We start from the raw sequence: 19,016 nt of genomic DNA on the forward strand, positions 1-19,016 counted from the left end.
CCTTTTTTCTTTTACCGGACAACAGTATCTATAAATATAGACTTATTATCAAACATCCAACAAGTTAATTAAGTACTGATCATATCATAGTAATAGAAATGGCCACCCATGTTATGGGCGGCCATTTCTAAAAAGCAGTATTAATAAATTAAATTAATAACCTGGATTTTGATATGCAGCTTTTTCTTCTGCTGTCCCATCCATAGCGTCTAGCTGAACTTGTGGAATTGGTCGCAGATAATGATACGGTAATATTGTGCGAGTAAAGGTTATTGGGGTATGGTCTCCTTTTGCAGGACCGCAAATCCTATAAGAACCTGCAATATCGTTCCATTTTTGAGTACGTATCAAGTCATACCAGCGATAACCTTCGCCATAATATTCACGTGAACGTTCCGCTAAAACATAGTCAAGGTCTACAGTTGCAGGTGTAGCAGCTACCATAGCAGCACTATTGTCAACCATTTTAGCCACATTTCCATTGTTATCCCAACGCCATTTTCCGGCACGAGCACGAATAACATTAATCAAATCTCTGGCACTTTTGCCAGCTTGTACAGTTGCACCTTTCACTGCTGCCTCTGCAGCTACAAAGTATAATTCAGAGAACTTTGCAATGTTGAAGGGACGGGTACTTGCTGCATTGGGTTGTCCTAATCCTGTACCGCTGTCAGTACGGTAAGGACCAAGCTTCCAAAGCCCTGGAAAAACGATTCTGCTTACGCCACTTGGAGATATTACATAATCAGCTCTTCCTGGTAATACACCTGCACCAATATTACTTTTATAAGTTGTATTTGAATAATTGATAGCTGTTGCCGGTTCTTCGTTTAAAAAAGTCAATATAGGTTGACCAGAAAGAACCTGCAAATTATTAGCATTATAAACTAATGGAATAGCAGCAGTACCAGCCGCTTTTGACCAATTGCCACGATAGACTGTTGTAAAAGTACCATCGTAACGGGAATCATTAGTTTTGTCAGCAAAGGTATTTACAATTGCACCAATAGTAGGGCTCATACGGGTCCAGGGACGTCCCAGAGGTTGTGATGCTTCACGTTGAATAGAACTTATTTGATCAGTCCCATCAGGTAATTTTCCACTTCTAAGGTCTGTATAGTTCCAAGTCATAAACCAACCTGCAAAATTGTCTGGAGCGGTTCCATTCGACCAAGTAAGACTGGCTCCGTTGTAAAATTCGCTTGTCTCTGTGTGATCAGCATAAAGAAGGATCTCAGCATTGCGATCATTAACCGCTACATTTACATCATAATAAGTAGGCATCAAAATAAACTTTCCAGGATTGTTAATACCTGCAATTGCTACATCGTATGCTTGTTGAAAATACCACTGGGCATTATGTCCATCAGGATCAGTCCTTGCGGTTTCAGGATAAGTAGGAATGTTTCTTGGGTTTTCAAGCCACCATCCATACGTTAAATAAGCTTTTGCCAATTGAAGCCGGGCAACTGTTTTTGTAACACCCCCTACAACTCTTCCTTGTTCAGGCAAATCAATAACCGCTTGCAACAGATCTGGAAATATAGCTTTAGTATACACTTCAGGTACTGTATTACGCACAGAAGTTCGTGTAGGATTTGTATTAAATTTCAATTCACCAGCACCCAAATCCAGGGGCACCCCTCCAAAGGTTTGTACCAGCAAGAAGTAATCAAACGCCCGAAAAAACCTGGCTTCAGCAAGTAGTGCATCTGAAATACCCCCCACTAAAAGGGCATTTTCCAAAATTCCACTAGCGGTGTTAATGTTTGGATAAGCTGCTCTCCACAACACATCAGCACGACTGCTGGCAGGGGTAATTTGACCAACGCCTGAAAGATCCATATCTTTAAAGTTCTGATCAGCGTCCTTACCATAAGTCACTTCATCTGTACCTGTAAGTGTGGTGTTGAAGTAGTAGCCCTGTCCATATATAAAGCGTAAATGAGCATACAATGAGGTTATCCCTCCGTTAATGCCATTTACAGATGAGAAATAACTAGGTTCATAATTACTACGTGGCTGTTCATCCAGAATATCAGTGCATCCTACTGAGAACATCGAGAGCAGAGCTGCTCCAATAAAAGTTTTTATATGAATACGTTTCATGATCGTCAATATTAGAATGTTAAATTAACTCCAAGTAAATAGTTGCGTGTTGCAGGTGCGTTAGTACCTAAAGTCAGTAGACGTCTTAATTCCCGAACATAAGGAACTGCAGTTGCGGTTCCTTCATTACCATAAGAGTTTGTTTCCGGATCCATACCTGATTCTTTATTATAAGGTGAAAAGAATACAAAAGGATTTTGTGCAGTTGCATAAACTCTCAATCTGCCAATTCCTGCTTTTTTCAGCAAATCAGCATTAAAATTATAACCAAGAGATATGGTACGAATCTTTAAATAAGAAGCGTCGAAATAACCTAATGTACTTCCATATTTAGGATTGTCATTACTAACAATACCACCTGGTTTTGGATAATTAGCATCAGTATTTTCTGGTGTCCAGTAATCTACTCGTACGTTTCCGCGACGACCACTCAACATATTGAGATAGCCTGAAGATGAGTAAAGCGTACTGTTTAGTATGCCGCCTTTCTTAAAGGCACCAATCACTGTTAAATCAAATCCTTTGTAAGCCACGCGAGTATTTAAACCTCCTTGAAATTTCGGCTGAATATCTATAACTTGACGGTCATCTGGTCCAACTGCCCTGGTAGGGGTGCCGTCTGCATTATAACCACCGGTATATTTTACCTTGATCATACCTACATTACCGCCTGGTTCCAGGATATTTAAATAAGGATCACCTTCCTGCCAAAGACCTGTTTTTTCATAATCGTAAATAACATCAATAGGTTTGCCTACAAACCACCAGTTAGTTTTATCATCCGGTTGCCCCGAAGCAAGATTAGTCAGTTTATTACGATTGCCATAGAAGTTGACACCGGCTTCCCATGTCCAACCATTGGCATTATCTAATATCACACCATTAAGAGAGAGTTCAATACCTTTATTTTGAGTCGTTCCTATGTTAGCTGTGTAGCTATCTACGCCTGAAGTCTGTGGCAAACCAAGGCCCAACAGTATATCCTTAGTTTTTGTTTCGTAATATTCGACAGTACCTGTAAGTCGATTATTAAGCAAGGCGAAGTCTAACCCATAATTCAATGTGCTGGAATATTCCCATCCCAAATTAGGGTTAGGCAGTTGATCTACATAAAATCCGGTTAAGTTGCCAGCTGTTGCAGTGCCAAAATTATATGGACGGGTGTTTAAACGTCCAAGTGTTGCATATGGGTTGATAGATTGGTTGGATGTCTGTCCATAGCCCACACGCAATTTTAACATATTAATCGCTGTAATATTTTCCATAAAGGACTCTTTACTGATATTCCATCCAACAGAAACAGCAGGATAAGTATGCCATTTATGTCCTGGAGCCAATCTGGAGGAACCATCAGAGCGCATAGTAGCCGACAACATATAACGGTTGTCGTATGAATACATAATACGTCCCATGTATGACATCAAACCGCTTAACGTATAATTTTGATTAGCAGGATTTATAGTAATTTCACCCGTTGCCTGTCCTAAATTATAAAACTGAAAATCTTCGTTGGGAATATTCCGGGCCCCAACCTGTGAAACATTTTCTCTGTTTTGGGATACAGAATACAATCCAACAAAATTTACTTGATGCTTATCAGCAAATGTGCGATCGTAAGTTAACAAATTTTCAATGGTGTAGTCTAATATATGCCTATTACTTATTGAAGCAGTTGAAGGTGTTCTTGCATCAGTGGCAGAAGTAATTCCTGCCCCTGTAAAACTGCCGTTATTACTTTGGCGATAGTTTAATCCAACGTTGGCACGATACTTCAACCCTTCAACTCCAGGAATTTTAACCTCAGCATATAAGGTATTGTATGTTCCATAAGCTTCAGTCCGGTTTAGCCAGGTATCGCTCAAATCATTTATTACATCTTTGGAATAAGACCAAGACTGATCTAACGGCATATTTATGACTCTTTTCCAACTGCCATCTGCATTATATGGGTTAGCTAATGGAGACATTTGTAAGACACCATACATACCAATATTAGAGCCACCAGTAACATTAAAATTACTATTAGTAGTGAAACCTAAGCGAAAATATTCACCTATATTCTGATCAACAGTACCTCGAATTGAATAACGTTTGTATTGTTGAGTAGGAATTACACCTTTATCTTCCAGGTAGCCTGCATTAAAATTATAAGAACCTTGTTCTGAACCACCAGAAACACCCAGGTCATGACTCATAATAGAACCTGTTCTGTAAAGCAAGTCTTGCCAATCCGTATTTACATCATCAGATTCATCTATTGGATTATTTTTAAATTGATTCGCTGCAGCACGTAGAGCTATAAGTTCTGGACCATTCATCATAGGGTATCTGCCAAACACATCTTTTTTGCCAACAAAATTACTATAGTTAATGGTTGCTTTTTGACCTAATTGGCCTCTGTTTGTAGTTACTAAAATAACACCATTAGCACCACGCGAGCCATAAATAGCAGTAGCTGAAGCATCCTTTAATATCTCTATGCTCTTAATATCACTTGGGCTGATATCGCCAATAAGTCCAGCAAACGGTATCCCATCAAGAACTACTAAAGGGTCGTTATTTGCAGAAAGCGAACGTGTTCCACGAATACGGATTTGCATTGCGGCACCCGGTTGAGAGGATGTTTGCGAAAGATCTACTCCTGGTAAACGACCTTGTAAAGCCTGAGAAATATTAGCCGATGGTACATCACGTAGTGCTTCCCCACGAATTGAGGCAACAGAACCTGTTACAGCTTCTGCTCGCTGTACACCATATCCTACTACAACTACTTCGTCTAGTACCTTATTGTCTGATACTAATTTAATATTAATGGTGGTTCGACCGTTAATACGAATCTCCTGACTGGTAAAGCCTATATATGAAGCAACCAAGACCTGTTCATTCTGAGGAACAGTCACTGAAAATGTTCCATTGGCATCAGTTCCGGCAGATCCGCTTCCTGATTGCGCCTTAACAACTGCTCCTGGTAATGGTTCATTTTTCTCATCTGTTATGACTCCCCTAATAATTTTTGTTTGTGCGAAAGAGGATAAGCAAATAAGAAAAGAAAATAACGTAAGGATTAACTCCTTCCGATAAGGGATTAATAAAAATCTTTTCATGAGTAATAGTTGAATTGTTTAAAATTGGCATTCATAATTTTACTTTCAATGGTTATAATTGATTTAATTTTCTTCCTGATTGGTCAGGTTTGAGAATCTGGTCCTCTAATTAGGTACTTCATAGTCAAATAGTTATCTAACAAATTTAATTGACAATTCACACTACAGGTTTCCTCATCTTTAAATGAACAGCACTGGTTATTATTTATTAGGTTTAATTTTATTGGGTTGAACTAATTACTTTTGATGGCATAAAGATATAATAATTATTTATAAAAAAGCAACCGATTGTTATTTCTAAATAATACATTAAAAAACGAACACAAAAAAGATTTAACGACAACAAAACGCCGAATATTAATCCGGCGGTTCTTGTTAATAATTAGATTTTTTTTACCCAGTACTTCTTGCTGTATGGAACTACAAAAATTATATGATATTATTGTTACCCAGGAGTAGTAGCTATGTCTTGAGTTTTACTCATCTGTCCTGAATGGTGAAGAAGGCAATTTTTCTGCATTAAAAAGATTAGGATCAACAGGGTTATCAGACCAAGCGTAACGGACATATTTTGGTTCGGGTATCTCGTCCGACCAAACTTCAACCTGATTACCAACAATCTTTGCCTTTGCCCAAACAAATTTTTTGTCCTCACCAGCAATAGCAAACTGCGACAATTCTTCGCCATCAATGCTGATTAAACCACTTCCTATATGGGTAAAACTGATGCTGATCTTATTTCCCTGAATTTTCGATGACTCGTACAACGGCCCGCTATAGACAAGATTCTTTTCTCCGTAATTATAATGTCGGGCAATCAATGCAAGGCGCTCGCCTACATCTTCCTTATCATCAGGATGAATATCGTTCCATTCACCCAAATCTATTGTTACGGCCATTCCAGTATTAGGCACATTAAGTGTTTTCAGTGACGCTTCCCGTAAAACTGCCCATCCACTTTCAACTGGCAAATAACTGGCATCTCCATAATTGGGTAACTGTACGAAATAAAAAGGCAGGTCTGCATTTGAAAATTGTTTTCTCCAATCGCTTATCAAAGCGGGCAGCAACTTCCTATATTCTTTTGCGTTTCCTGCATTGCTCTCTCCCTGATACCAAAGAACACCCTTAATGGTATAATTTTTAAACGGTGCTATCATCGCATTATATAAAGCAGTGGGCTGATTTTGCTCTGAAATTGCTCCCGTACCTTCCATCCTCTGTAAAGGGCGGAATACCTGACCAACCTTATATTGCCAGTCTCCTTTCAAATCAATTTTATCCTCTCCTATTTGCAGGAAGTAAGGTTTATCAGACACAAATCCTCCTTTTCCAAAATTGTTTTGCACACGTATCACAATTGTATTTTTCCCTGCTTTAATCACCTCTGCAGGAACAGCATATCTTCTTTGGGGGTACATATAGCCCGTACTTCCTACTTGCCGGCCATTGATATAGGCAATATCAGCATCCACAATCCTACCCATAAAAAGCTTAGCTTCTTTTCCTGCGCTTGAAGCAGGAAGATTAACTTCTTTTCGATACCAAACAACTCCGTTAAGGTCGCGAATTCCCTGATCTTCCCAATAACCAGGTATATTGATGTTATGCCAATTCTTTGGCGAATATGCAGGGTCGAACCATTTTATAGGACCATCTAAGCCTCTATCAGCTTCTTGTCTTGCGGGTGTTGCCACTTGCGGCCTGTTCATGCTTTGCACATAAGCGGTATCTTTATTCCTGTTGATCACAGATACAACAGATTCAAAGTTCTTAAGCCCATCTTCACTCATCCATGCTTCTATTGGAGTTCCACCAACACTCGAATTAATAATCCCAATTGGAACATGATGTTTGGTATAAATAGCTCTGGCAAAGAAATAAGCGACTGCAGAAAAATCTTTAACATCCGTAGGATTAGCCCATTTCCAGGAGCCTCCGACAAGCTTGTCTTTCGGTCCGTTTAAACTAGTAGCAGTAGACACCCAAAACTGTCGTATTTCAGGATAATTTGCTTTTTCGATATCATCAGCATAAGTAACATTATGAATTCCCATCTGGTGAACCATATTTGATTGCCCCGAACATAGCCATACATCACCAATTAAAATATCTTTTAAAACGATAGTATTATTTCCTTGGAGGCGCATTTCATAGGGCCCTCCCGCTTTCATTACAGGGAGTTTTACCCGCCAATTGCCATCCTGAGAGGTTACAATATTAATATTTTTATCCTGAAAGTTTATTTTAATCTTTTCTCCAGGAGAAGCCCAGCCCCAAATCACTAATGGAGAATTACGTTGTAACACCATACTATCTCGAATAAGCTGAGGAAGTCTTATTTGAGCCGGGCAGCTGTTTACAATTAAAAAATAAATTAAAATTAAATTTAATAATGGCTTAAGTCGGTTCATAATCTAAAACTGGTTCTACATTAAATCTACGTACTCTATCTGTAATAAATTACAATAAGAAGACTGGTTATAAAACAACAAAGGTTATTCATAAGTTACCGGTTGAATTTTTATCAGCGTCTAATTGGACAGTTTTATACTATTTAGATTTAGCAAATGTCAATATTCGTTAATTAAATTAAAAGAAAGAAATTTTTAAACACATCATTATTTCACTTCTCAGACTTTTAACCGGATTTGCAAGCGCCGCTTTAATCGATTGAAAGCTGGTAGTAATGGAAACCCGCATCCTGTACAAATGGAACCCGAAAAAAAACTGCTTAAAAAGACGAATAGCGACTTATATTTCATTAGATAGTATTAAATTAAAAACCTAATTTATGAGTTATGAGGATCCACTCTTTTGCAATTGATCTCTAAAAATCTTTTCAAATTAATCTTTAAAAAGCATGGGAGCAAGTACATAAAGGCTGCGTCGCCATGTCTGAAACTCATGTCCAGTATTTGGAGAAATGAACGATACAGCATTAAATCCGGCATTCTTTAAGTTTCCGGTGGCTTCCTTTATCCGGTCTGGACTCTCCTTGCTGCCACAACTCAAAAAAATAAGTTTTACTTTGCTTTTATCCTTAATATCTGCAGGCGCGTAAAGACCACCGCTAAGCAGTCCGAAATAAGCAAAAACATCCGGCTTATTAAGTGTAATGGTACGTGTTTCCATGCCACCCATAGACAGACCTGCCATAGCCCTTTGTGACTGGTTTGCTATAGTACGGAAATTAGCATCCACGTATGGAATTAATTCGTCTATCAAAACCGTCTGAAATGGAATGATACTAAAATCCTTCATTCCTCCCCATTTTATCTCATTAGTCATACCATAAGTATTTACTATAATGAAAGGCTTAATTTTACCTTCAGCAATTAGGTTGTCCATTATTAAATTAGCCCGGCCCTGATTCATCCATGCTGTTTCATCCTCTCCCCAGCCATGCTGCAAGTAAAGCACCGGATAGCGCTTACTTAATTGAGTGCTATAGCCAGGAGGAGTGTAAACAAAAGCTCTACGCGAAGCCTTGGTGCTGGCAGATGGAAAAAGTATGAGCTGCACATTGCCATGAGGAACATTTTTTAACGCATAGAAGTCCTGATCTGAAGCTGGAATTTCAATACCACTCTCCCAACGCGTTGATCCGAAAAAATTTAAAGCGCCTGGATCGTTAAATTTTCCACCGTCAATAGTGATATTATAATAATGAAAACCTTCATCCATCGGGCCTTCTGTAGTTCCTGCCCAAAACCCGTCTGCACCCTTAGTTAAAATTGTTCCTCCTCTACCACCAAGTCCCAAACTCACTTTTACGCTATCAGCTTTGGGTGCCTGAATTCGGAAGCGGGCATAACCCTGTGAATTCACCTGAGGATATTCCTGTCCCGGCTGGTTCAGAACGGAAGATTTAAAATCTTCTTTCAATCCACCAGTGCCCTGCGAAAAACACATTATTCCGTGTGACATCAAAAACATCATTAAAATTGAATATTTTTTCATATTGGTTATAAAGGTTAAGTTCAGAAGATTTAGAATCCTGTTTACAGATTATAGTATTAACTGAGGCGTTTACCTCGGGTATTGAGTTTATAATTTACAACAGCGCTGCATTGGTTTAATAAATAAAGTTAGGATGTTGCCACTTTAGTGGATGGAACAATTTGACAATTTTGCATCAAAAATGTTCAATAAAGAAATTATTAAACATTTTAATATTGTAAGCTTTATAAATAAAGTTCTTTAATTATCTTAAAGTGATGTACTTCGTGCCCAACAGTGGCCTTTAGAAACTCTTTAACCGTTAATTCGTATTTCCATGCATAACCTATTAAATTAAGCTGCAATTCAGATAAAGAACCGATAAAACTGTTCGTGGCCGCCCTAACATTTTTAAAGTCCGTTATTAATTGTTTTAAGCTTAATTCATCAAAGCGGCTGTTATCAACAAATAAGTTCTGGTCGTAACCAGACAATTGGGTCGTGTCTTTTCGGCTAAATCGCAATGCCCGATAAGTCATTATTCGTTCGTGGTCTGTTATATGCCCAATTATTTGTTTAATATTCCACTTGCCTGCTGCATATCGGTATTTAGCCTGTTCTTCGCTGATTGTTTCAAGTAAAGCAAAGTTATCTTGAGAGGTAAACAACTGGCTGTAATCTGCGGTTCCCAACAGTTCTATGTAGTATGGAAAGCCGTCCTGCACTTTGTACTCCATTCTATAATAATTTAAATTCGCATTGTTTTATAAAACTTATAAGGTATCCAATACACTTGCAGGTAAAGGGAAGGCTTGTTACTAGTGTGGCATTAAGCCATACCTCAATTCAAGGCAATACTAATGTAGAAGAATGCAGCGAAATAACCAAATCACATCAACTTCATTTAGCTACAACCTAGCTGGCAGAGCAGCTACTGGTTTCCCTTTTAACCCTTCATTTACCAAATGGGCAATGAAATTTGAAAAGGCACTTATATCCTGATCAACGCTCGCCTTTTCCAAGGATTTCATATACTCCTCTCTGTTTTCAACAGGAATTACTGTCCATGGATAACCTCCCCATTCTCCCATTTCCATCCATGTAAGGGTGTATAAACACAAAAACAAAATGACCAAGAACAGCCCTTACTGATGGTTCAGGTTCATTTTCAAGTAACTCAAACAGCACAGGCATCGTATCGAACATTGCATCTACACTTAAAGGAACGTGTTTAGAATTACCGATATATACCTGATGGTTGCGGTATCCAGCAAGATCTGAGGGTTTTAAAATACCAGCGGTTACACTTGGATCGAACAGCTGAAGATACCATCGCTGATGATCTATATCGCTTTGAATGCCAGGATTAGCTCCATCAAGTATGCGGCTAATGGTCTCTTTTACTGCCTGAAAAGCCTGATAATAACCCCTTGCCACCCATTGCATCCTTTTGCTTCCAGTCTTCCTCTTTTTCACTATTATCCCATTGACCACTACTTACACGCTCAATTAATTCGGGGGTTACTTTATACCTTTCAATAGATAAAGAGTGATAAGCATCTGTAACATAAATTTCATCTTACAAAAGGAGAACGTTCACGGAGCGAAAGATTAACATCCAATTTATTCTTAAAAGGATCATCTTCGCGAATGTCATAACCGACCTGCCTCATCGTATCCAGTAGCTGATCTGCAATCCTATCACGCTGAATATTCCTGAAAGCACCAACAAGCCTTCCCTCAATTGTGCTATGCCCATTTTCCAATAAAATTGGCAATATTTCTGAAGCGTCTCTAATCAAAGATAAGGCAGTCCTTGCATCTAAACTACTTTTATCAAAAACTGCCGTACTACAATAAACCAAGGAACTTTGAAGATTATACATTCGTATACCTTTTTCAATAATTATTTGGTCACTTGATGGTAGATCTGCTTTCCGGTTAAACAATGATGTGTTGTGCAGGAATGATATTGGCCTGTTGTTGCCATAAGAAGACCGAACAATCAACTGCTGAGGCACAGACCAATTTCCAGCATGGATAGCTAAAGAATGATCTGCAGAAATGCACCAATCAGTACCATATTTATATTCCAGGAACTTAGAGCAAAATTCCCAATAAGCACTATACCAAGATGTGGTCTCCCCCTCCTTTTCTGAAGGGTTCGCTGCGATGAACCAACCCTTTGTTACCTCCTTAATAAACCCATTTTTTAAAAGTACCTCCCTAAACATCCTATTGGAAAGTTCTTTTGTATGTATTGCGCCAATATCAGTGTCCTGGATCATCTTCAGCAACCTTAACTTAATGCTTCTACAAACTTTTCCTTCGGTATCGCCATTTAAATGTGCTTAATTTAGCAAACGCTCTTGTGGTAAAGTTAGCAAATGCTGTCGGAACAATCTTAGAAAACGTTGCTGTGGTATAGTAAGCAAATGCTGTCTTAATTTACTTCTTTCAGATCTTAAAAAAACATCTTCATATCTTAGGATAAATTTGAATGCATGAACGACAAAATAAATGTTTTTAATACAAAATACATTTCTTCCTTATGTATTCTTAGGTTCGGCTGTCGACAGGTAGCAATGCTATACTTCCTGTTTTTATTATGCTGTATCCAGGGCTGTATAAAGCAAGGAGAGTACAAAGATAAAAGTAGGCTTAGCTTGGCAGTATCTTTCAAACACCGAGGATAATGTAATTTCTCATACAGGTGCAACAGCAGGTTGTTCATCCGCGATACTTGTCAATCTGAAAGAGTCTACTGTTTTAGTGATTCTTGCCAATAAAATAATTCCAGTAAATGCTTTAGGATCAGATTTAGTAAACGCTCTCGATTTGCCTCATTCTGGTCTTTAACATAATCGTTATTGCCTTCCCTTTATTTCCCTTGAATACTTTAACGCTTGATCTTGATTTTGAACCCTGCGGAAACTACATTGACCATAAAATTAGTTCCTTTGTAGTTGATTAAGGTTCGCCTTATTTGCTATCAACATACAAACTCTGCATACCCTTTTTTAACAAGGACGCTACCAATCGGTCGATGGCATGCAGAGCGTTATTCAGTTTTGTATCAAGCCGAACATTCCTGTCCATCTCTATAATCCCGATACAATAATTCCGTTATGTGCCAAACCAAACATGGGTTACTTCTTCATTCCTATCAAACCCGGTACCTACGTAATAGACGACTCTATTCGCTCCTGACTCAACACTTATTTCTAAGCTGCTTCCAATTTAAACCCTTGCCCTCATCCCAGCAATAGCAACAAGGATTAAAATCTTTCTGTTGGTCAAATGTAAGATGTGGCTTCATAGGGAGCGATTGTTAGGCTCATTCTTCCAAAATCTTCTCAATGAAGTCAACTTTTACTTGTTTTAACTAACTAGCGACAATTCACTATATCTTCCAGATTTAATGAAGATTGTAGGAATTTCATAGAACAGAAAAACAAGGGAAAATATAAAAGAAGCTAACACAGCTCACGACAGATTTGATTTATTAAAAAGATTTAAAGAGCTTGACTTTAAAAACCAGGTTAAGATAATTGAGAAGTTTTTTATGGCTGATGAGGATAAAAATCTAAAGAAAATTCAGGCTAAGCTTGATGAAATCCTAAATTAAAACATTGTTATAATAAAGCAGACTAGAGCTGGCCCCAATTATTAAATGACTATAAAACAAAAAGGCCTTTTTCTAAGCGAAAAAGACCTTTTTGTTTTATGGTACCACCCAGATTCGAACCAGGGACACAAGGATTTTCAGTCTTTCTCTCGCCTTGTCAGTAACGGCACAAAAACCGCTCTGATTGCTTCTATTAAGTGATTTTACGACTTTTTCTATTTATATGCAAATGTTTTGTGCCCTTTTTTACATGACGTGTCGGTTTGATGTTATTTTTGGTAATTGAACATCAGTATTTGATTGATCAAGTAAAGATGAAAACAGAATGTCCATTCTTGGTTTACCTACGTTATCAACAAACCAGCGCAGGGCAAATTGATAGTTACCGTTTATTTACTTTTCTAGCAACAAATTTCATTATTGGATAAATGATACAATAACTAAACAGAAACAAGCTTTAGGATATAAAATATTCTTAATATGTTCTTAACATACGAGGATTAGCTTTGTGCTGCAATCACAATTTCAAACTCCTCTATACAGGTACCGTGCTGGCTGGTATGGGCAAATATACCTTCTATAACAAGAGGACTGGGGAGACGCTGCTGGAAAAAGAACTGGATGTGCAACTAGGTGATACTGAACCCTACTTAAAAATATTTTAGAAAAAAATCAGGATGAATTAAAAGTACCGTTGACCTAGCCCCTGCTGATCGAGGATTCTAAATAGTGTTAATTTCGAACCCTGATATCTGGATAAATGGTAATTTTTTTTTCCGTTAGGAATAAAATACATTTCAAAATCGCTTTTAATCTGTGAAATTCACAAATCTTCACATTATTTTACAACAACGAAATATTTGTATTGAAATGTGTATATTTGAATCATAAACCTGATAACTTTTTATCCAAAATAGAATGTTTATAATCTATTTATCTATATATTCTCCAATAAGGTAAAAGTATATTAACAATCTTTTAACTTATTTTCCTTCTATTGTAGCCTTAGGAAACTGAACCTCGTATATGTATTAAACTAACTATATATGAAAGCAATAACGTTGATCTTAGCTGCATTTTTTCTGATGAGTAATGGTTGTAAAAAAGGAAACTCCGATGTTATTAAAACAGAGGCCATCGTCAAAGACTTGGGTTCCCCAGCAACTGATGGTTGTGGATGGGTTATTACAGTCGGTGACGTAACTTATAAACCAATTATTCTGGATGACAAGTATCAAAATGATCTCCAAGCGGTTATCATTGAGTACGAACTAACCGGAGAAAAATACAGCTGTCCATTCTCTTCAGGCCCCAATTACGATAAGATAAGAATCAAAACAATAAAAGCCAAATAGGCCCTCAATTTATCGCTCATCTAAATCTTTCTAAATCATGAAAAAAGTGTATTTTTTTTAGTGGCATTACTATGCCTTTTTTTTAAAGAATCCTATTCACAGGTACCAATGACTTGGAAGTGTGAAACTGGAGAACCGCCAATTGATTTCCTAACAGACAAATTAAAGCTCGGAGGGCTTAAGACCCTTGCAGTTTCACCCAAGATCTTAAGGGTCTATTTTCATGTGATTCGTACTACATCTGGAACAGGAGGAGTCACCACTGCTGATGTTAATACCGCATTAAATGTTCTGAAAAATGATTTTAGTGTTGCTCAAATATGTATTATTGAGAAAGGAAGATCATACATCAACGATGATTATTACTGCTCTAATATAACCACTACTAAATTCGAACAACTAGTTACTGTAAATAATCAACCAGACGCAATAAATATCTATTTTGTACCCTATAACTCCTTCAACGGAGGTAGAGCAAGCGGAATACCAGGAAACGCATTAGTTCTTGATGGAAATTTAATGACAACTTCTGTGGTTTCGCATGAAGTCGGTCATTGTTTTGGATTATACCACACACACTCCGGGAGAGGATGTGACGACTTTGTACATTGTGCAGAGAATATTGATGAATCTAATTGCTCTACCTGTGGCGATTTGGTGTGCGACACCCCTGCTGATCCTTGTCTCTCTGGAGTTGTATCATTCGATTGCACTTATACTGGAGGCGGTGGCTTTACTCCTGACACAAGAAACATCTTATCATATACTCTGCCATCTTGTATGAACCATTTTACAACGGGTCAGATTACACGAATGCATAATACGATTGATGCATCGACTGTCCTTCAAAATGTGCTTGTGAAAGTAGTAGGGCCGTCGACAATGCGTACATCAGCAACTTATAGTGTACCGGATTTACCAGCTGGTTCAACAGTTACCTGGACTGTAAGCCCTACAGGAGCAGTGAATATTTCAACTTCCGGAAATATTGCAACCCTTTCATATAACTATATTTGGGGCACCATCACCTTGACAGCATCGGTAACCACTAGCGGATGCACGGCTAATACTAATCCCAAAACAATTACTGTGGGCACTCCTGTTCCTCCATCTGGACAATATATGATTAATGGGATGTCCAATCCTTCAATTGGTTACTATACACAATATTGGTTAGATAGTTACCCCGGAGCTACAGCATATTATTTTGATGTATATTCTTCTGGCGCCTCCCTACCTCCAACCGTTTACCCACAAAGTGGTCCTAATCTCGGTGTAATCTTTCGATCAGCTGGAAGCTATACGATCCGGGTTAGAGTCACGACCGCTTGTGGTGATGTGTGGTTCAATAATCAAACTAAATATGTTACAGTATCTACATATAGCCGATACGTCCTTACATCAAATCCGACCAATGAAGAAATGACAATATCGGCAACTGAGGATACATCTGAATCAAGAAGTACAAAAATTAAAGAGTTTAGAATCTCATTATTTAATGAAAAGGGAGGTACGGTATTAAAACAAAAAAGCAACGGAAAAGGTAATTTAATACTTAATATTAAGAATATTCCAAACGGCATATATTCTTTAGAAATTATCGAAAAAGACCGAACCGTTAAAGAAAAAATTCTGATTCAACACTAGATATAAGTACCTGCTTGATATTGCTAAACCCCACCATTGGGGTTTTAGCAATACTTTATTAACACGTCGGGTAACGTTTTCATTGCCAGTTTCCAAATCCCTAACACCTCCATATTGTTTACTATATTTAGTTGTTTACTTTTAGTGAACATTCAAACGTAGTAAACAAATTTAAACTAGAAACCCAGCATATGCGAATAGTGAAAAACTTAATTTTACGGGAGCAACAACAATTGTAACGGTTAAAACGAATTCATGAATTTGGCCAAAACGAAATCATGAAAAGCCTATTCCTTACATCGTATTATAAATGAGTGCTTCTATAATATTTCTCCTCGTTTTCGGGTAGATCTTAATGAACTCCTGTTTGATAAATAATCTAATGCCTACCTGGCTTCTTTACATCGGCAGGTCAATTCTTACCCCATTTTTCCAATAGCAAGACCTGTAGCTGGCAGGAACATTTCCAACTGCGCCGGTCACATAAATATCATCTCCATCAAGAAATATCCCATAAGCCTGAGCATTGTCTTCAAGTTCGTTAAGTGCTCCATTCTTCCAAAAACATGCCGTATGCCCCGTGCTATTGGAATTGTATTTATTAATTAATCCCACTGCATAAGTATCCGAACCTGATTTAGTGATTTGCCAAATTTCGCCATAACGTTTATCCAGTACAACGGGATCGGTGTTTTTCCAATACATAGGAACACCGCAAAGCCCCCCAACATAAATTTCATTGGGACTATTTGAATAAATCGTGCTGACCCCCCAGAAAGAAGTGCTTTGTACCGGAAGCAGCAATTTGATCAAAGGAGAATGACCATCCCATATAAAAGCCGTTTTAGGATAATACGACATGCCTCCCGATATATTGCCTGACTTCTCTCCCAAAGAACCGGCAAAAGTAGGCTTGTCATCATTAAAAGTAACGGATGTTAGGTTTCCAATGCTGTCGTTATCCATTCGCACCACGGAATTGTTCTTATAGTAAAATATCCGGCCTTCTTCTGCACCACTACCCTGATCGAAGCGGTAGCTTTGAATCTCTCCGTCCCGGTCTTTATACGTATAAACGGTTCTGAATTTCTCGTCCACAGCTTGTCGGTAAGCCAATTGATTTCCTACAAGTTCAATAAATCTGGACTGCTCGGCACTTTTGCCATTGATCCAATATTTCGTAATAACCTGGCCTTTTTCTGACCTAAAACCGCTGACAAGGACATTCCCGTTATTGACCAAAATGGAGTATCCACCCGCTAAGGGGCCGTTTCTTTCCGTAGGGTCATCCTTTTCACAACTGGCTAACAGCCCGATAAGAATCAATAAGGTAAAGGCCTTTCTTAGGGTTAATGTGAAAGTGGTATAAGTTCTGCACTGATTCATAAGATGTAATTTAAATTGAAGATTATAAATGTGATATTGGCCAATGAATAGATGTACGTAATTATAGTAAGGAAAGCTACAAGATTCGGAAATTCAAGTTTACCTTCATTTAGATTAAAAAAACTACTCTTGATAAAAGTATAAAGTTCCGTTGATTGAAAACTTTTCTTTGCTGCAGGATCCAATTAAAAATAATATTGAAAAAGCTAAAGGCAAAATGTTCTTAAATGGTCTCTTTTTCATCACTTGTATATTTTAAATATTGGCTTCACCTTAATAGTATTTCTTAAAAACGATACTTTGTTAATGAAAGTAGCACTAAGTTATACAAAATTCTCGTGTATGGGAATTTTAATACTGTCAGCTTTATCCTATTTTTATATTTTACTGAAAAAAACGATAGTTAGATGAGAAAGAAATATCAGGGAGTAATAAACAATAAGGACCGCTCAATGCAAAAGCTCATCGAAGCTGTTGGAACAATCATTAAAACAAAAGGGTATACAGGACTAACGGCGACCAATATTGCTGGTGCTGCCGATTTAAACAGACGGTTGATTACACTATATTTCGGCACTATTGACAATCTCATCGACACATATGTGCGCAGTAAAGATTACTGGATAGCTGCTGCTGGAGATGCTGTGGATATGATTAAGGTCAATATAGGTGAAAACACTAGACCCATAATTGAATCTTTGCTTCACAACCAATTAGACTATTTTTGCGATAATGAGGAAATGCAAAAGATAGTCTTATGGCAAATCAGTCAAAGTACACAAATCATGAAGGAGGTTTGCGAAGAAAGGGAATTGCTTAGTAAGAATTTCTTCGCCTTATCTGATGTAGAACTGAAAGCCCGGGGCGTTGACCTAAGAGCTGTGTCAGCCCTTCTTGTTGCTGGCATCTACTATTTGGTACTTCATGCAAAATCAACCGATTCTCTTTTTTGTGAGATTGATCTGAATACTCAGGAAGGCATGGATAGAATAAAAAAAGCTATTAGTTTAATTTTAGAAAAAACTTATAATGATTGAGGCCAACTATCAGATATGCAGTTGTAAATTTAGAATGTCCAAAATTCAATTTTTAATAAATTGGGTGCAGTTGGCAACAAAGTTAGAAATGTGAATTAATCTTCCCTTAGTTTTCTCGTTCTTATATTTTAATCACTTCTTAAAATATGTGATTCCTATGCTTCAAAAAATAAAGATATTGAATGAATCTATGTCTGTAAGTACATTTAATAAGATCAATCCATTGGAGAAAGACACCGCGTTTCATCAGCTCAAGGATCTGCTTAGTGCATTAACAATTAAATAATAATTACTCTCATTTCACTTTTCCTCTCTAAAATCATCCTCATTGGTAAAAGGGAGTTGCGACCTTTTTCTTCCTTAGTCTTGCCTTTTCCCATCAAGGTTAGGCAAGGCTGAGGCAAAGTTATTTTTTGTATGTCAATCAGGCGGAGCAGATTGTACGTACAAAAGCACAACTTGCAGATAATAAAACAAAATGGATTTCCTTTATGAAATAATAAAATGATTAAAAATACTAAAAACAATATTCACAAAAATCAGGATTAGAACTATTTGAGTAGATATATGGGATAACCTCTTTAACACGATTACCTTTACTGTACTATTCCCTTATAACTCCAATTGGATAAATTGGAAATGGATCATCTATATATCTAATGCAACAGATCAACAACTATCCGTTTACTGGAATATATTATAGCCAAATATCAGAATAAACCTTGCATCATTTATATGTATATGCCAACATCTGTTTATCCGTTTAATTGTATAAGCTGTAATCAGTAAATACAACTGCACAGAAATT

13 protein-coding genes are annotated in these 19,016 nt (G+C 37.5%); 4 read left to right on the forward strand and 9 right to left on the reverse strand.

Annotation, left to right across the window (positions count from 1 at the left end; translation table 11 throughout):
* Positions 1–153: 153 nt before the first annotated feature.
* The 8 genes from BFL47_RS18515 to BFL47_RS20115 all read right to left on the reverse strand — a co-directional run bounded on the left by BFL47_RS18515 (position 154) and on the right by BFL47_RS20115 (position 11,443).
* Positions 154–2,109 carry a RagB/SusD family nutrient uptake outer membrane protein gene (locus BFL47_RS18515; protein ID WP_069661287.1) on the reverse strand — a complete coding sequence of 652 codons (1,956 nt, stop codon included), beginning with the start codon at positions 2,107–2,109 and terminating at the stop codon, positions 154–156.
* 11 nt (positions 2,110–2,120) lie between these two features.
* Positions 2,121–5,213 (reverse strand): SusC/RagA family TonB-linked outer membrane protein, encoded by a 3,093-nt coding sequence (locus tag BFL47_RS18520; protein WP_069661288.1) that lies wholly within the window; start codon positions 5,211–5,213, stop codon positions 2,121–2,123.
* A 476-nt stretch (positions 5,214–5,689) separates the two neighbouring features.
* Positions 5,690–7,525 (reverse strand): sialate O-acetylesterase, encoded by a 1,836-nt coding sequence (locus BFL47_RS18525; protein ID WP_245681410.1) that lies wholly within the window; start codon positions 7,523–7,525, stop codon positions 5,690–5,692.
* A 535-nt stretch (positions 7,526–8,060) separates the two neighbouring features.
* Positions 8,061–9,176: an alpha/beta hydrolase-fold protein gene (locus BFL47_RS18530; RefSeq protein ID WP_069661290.1), complete on the reverse strand. Its 1,116-nt coding sequence runs from the start codon at positions 9,174–9,176 to the stop codon at positions 8,061–8,063.
* A gap of 224 nt (positions 9,177–9,400) precedes the next feature.
* Complete coding sequence (locus tag BFL47_RS18535; protein WP_069661291.1) at positions 9,401–9,892, reverse strand: DinB family protein; 492 nt, start codon at positions 9,890–9,892, stop codon at positions 9,401–9,403.
* 171 nt (positions 9,893–10,063) lie between these two features.
* Positions 10,064–10,252, reverse strand: a complete 189-nt coding sequence (locus BFL47_RS20105; RefSeq protein WP_211480988.1) for a hypothetical protein — start codon at positions 10,250–10,252, stop codon at positions 10,064–10,066.
* The gene (locus tag BFL47_RS20110; RefSeq protein ID WP_211480989.1) at positions 10,203–10,631 is read right to left on the reverse strand and encodes a Fic family protein; all 429 of its coding nucleotides are present in this window, start codon (positions 10,629–10,631) and stop codon (positions 10,203–10,205) included. Before BFL47_RS20110 ends, BFL47_RS20105 begins: the two co-directional genes overlap by 50 nt.
* A gap of 98 nt (positions 10,632–10,729) precedes the next feature.
* Entirely contained in the window at positions 10,730–11,443 is a 714-nt protein-coding gene (locus BFL47_RS20115; RefSeq protein WP_211480990.1) for a hypothetical protein, read from the reverse strand.
* Positions 11,444–13,829: 2,386 nt separating this feature from the next.
* Between BFL47_RS20115 and BFL47_RS18545 the strand changes: the two genes are divergently transcribed.
* Positions 13,830–14,138: a hypothetical protein gene (locus tag BFL47_RS18545; RefSeq protein ID WP_069661292.1), complete on the forward strand. Its 309-nt coding sequence runs from the start codon at positions 13,830–13,832 to the stop codon at positions 14,136–14,138.
* Positions 14,139–14,246: 108 nt separating this feature from the next.
* Entirely contained in the window at positions 14,247–15,785 is a 1,539-nt protein-coding gene (locus BFL47_RS18550) for a T9SS type A sorting domain-containing protein (protein ID WP_069661293.1), read from the forward strand.
* Between the two features lie 399 nt (positions 15,786–16,184).
* On the opposite strand, the gene BFL47_RS18555 is transcribed toward BFL47_RS18550, so the two are convergent.
* A complete protein-coding gene (locus BFL47_RS18555; protein ID WP_069661294.1) occupies positions 16,185–17,171 on the reverse strand; it encodes a hypothetical protein in 987 nt (328 codons plus the stop codon).
* 407 nt (positions 17,172–17,578) lie between these two features.
* On the opposite strand from BFL47_RS18555, the gene BFL47_RS18565 reads away from it, so the two are divergent.
* Together BFL47_RS18565 and BFL47_RS20405 are read left to right on the forward strand one after the other, a co-directional pair.
* Entirely contained in the window at positions 17,579–18,208 is a 630-nt protein-coding gene (locus BFL47_RS18565; RefSeq protein ID WP_069661296.1) for a TetR/AcrR family transcriptional regulator, read from the forward strand.
* A gap of 157 nt (positions 18,209–18,365) precedes the next feature.
* Positions 18,366–18,494 (forward strand): hypothetical protein, encoded by a 129-nt coding sequence (locus tag BFL47_RS20405; protein ID WP_262482897.1) that lies wholly within the window; start codon positions 18,366–18,368, stop codon positions 18,492–18,494.
* Positions 18,495–19,016: the final 522 nt, after the last annotated feature.

The sequence above is a fragment of the Arcticibacter eurypsychrophilus genome (assembly GCF_001730525.1).
Taxonomy (GTDB): domain Bacteria; phylum Bacteroidota; class Bacteroidia; order Sphingobacteriales; family Sphingobacteriaceae; genus Arcticibacter; species Arcticibacter eurypsychrophilus.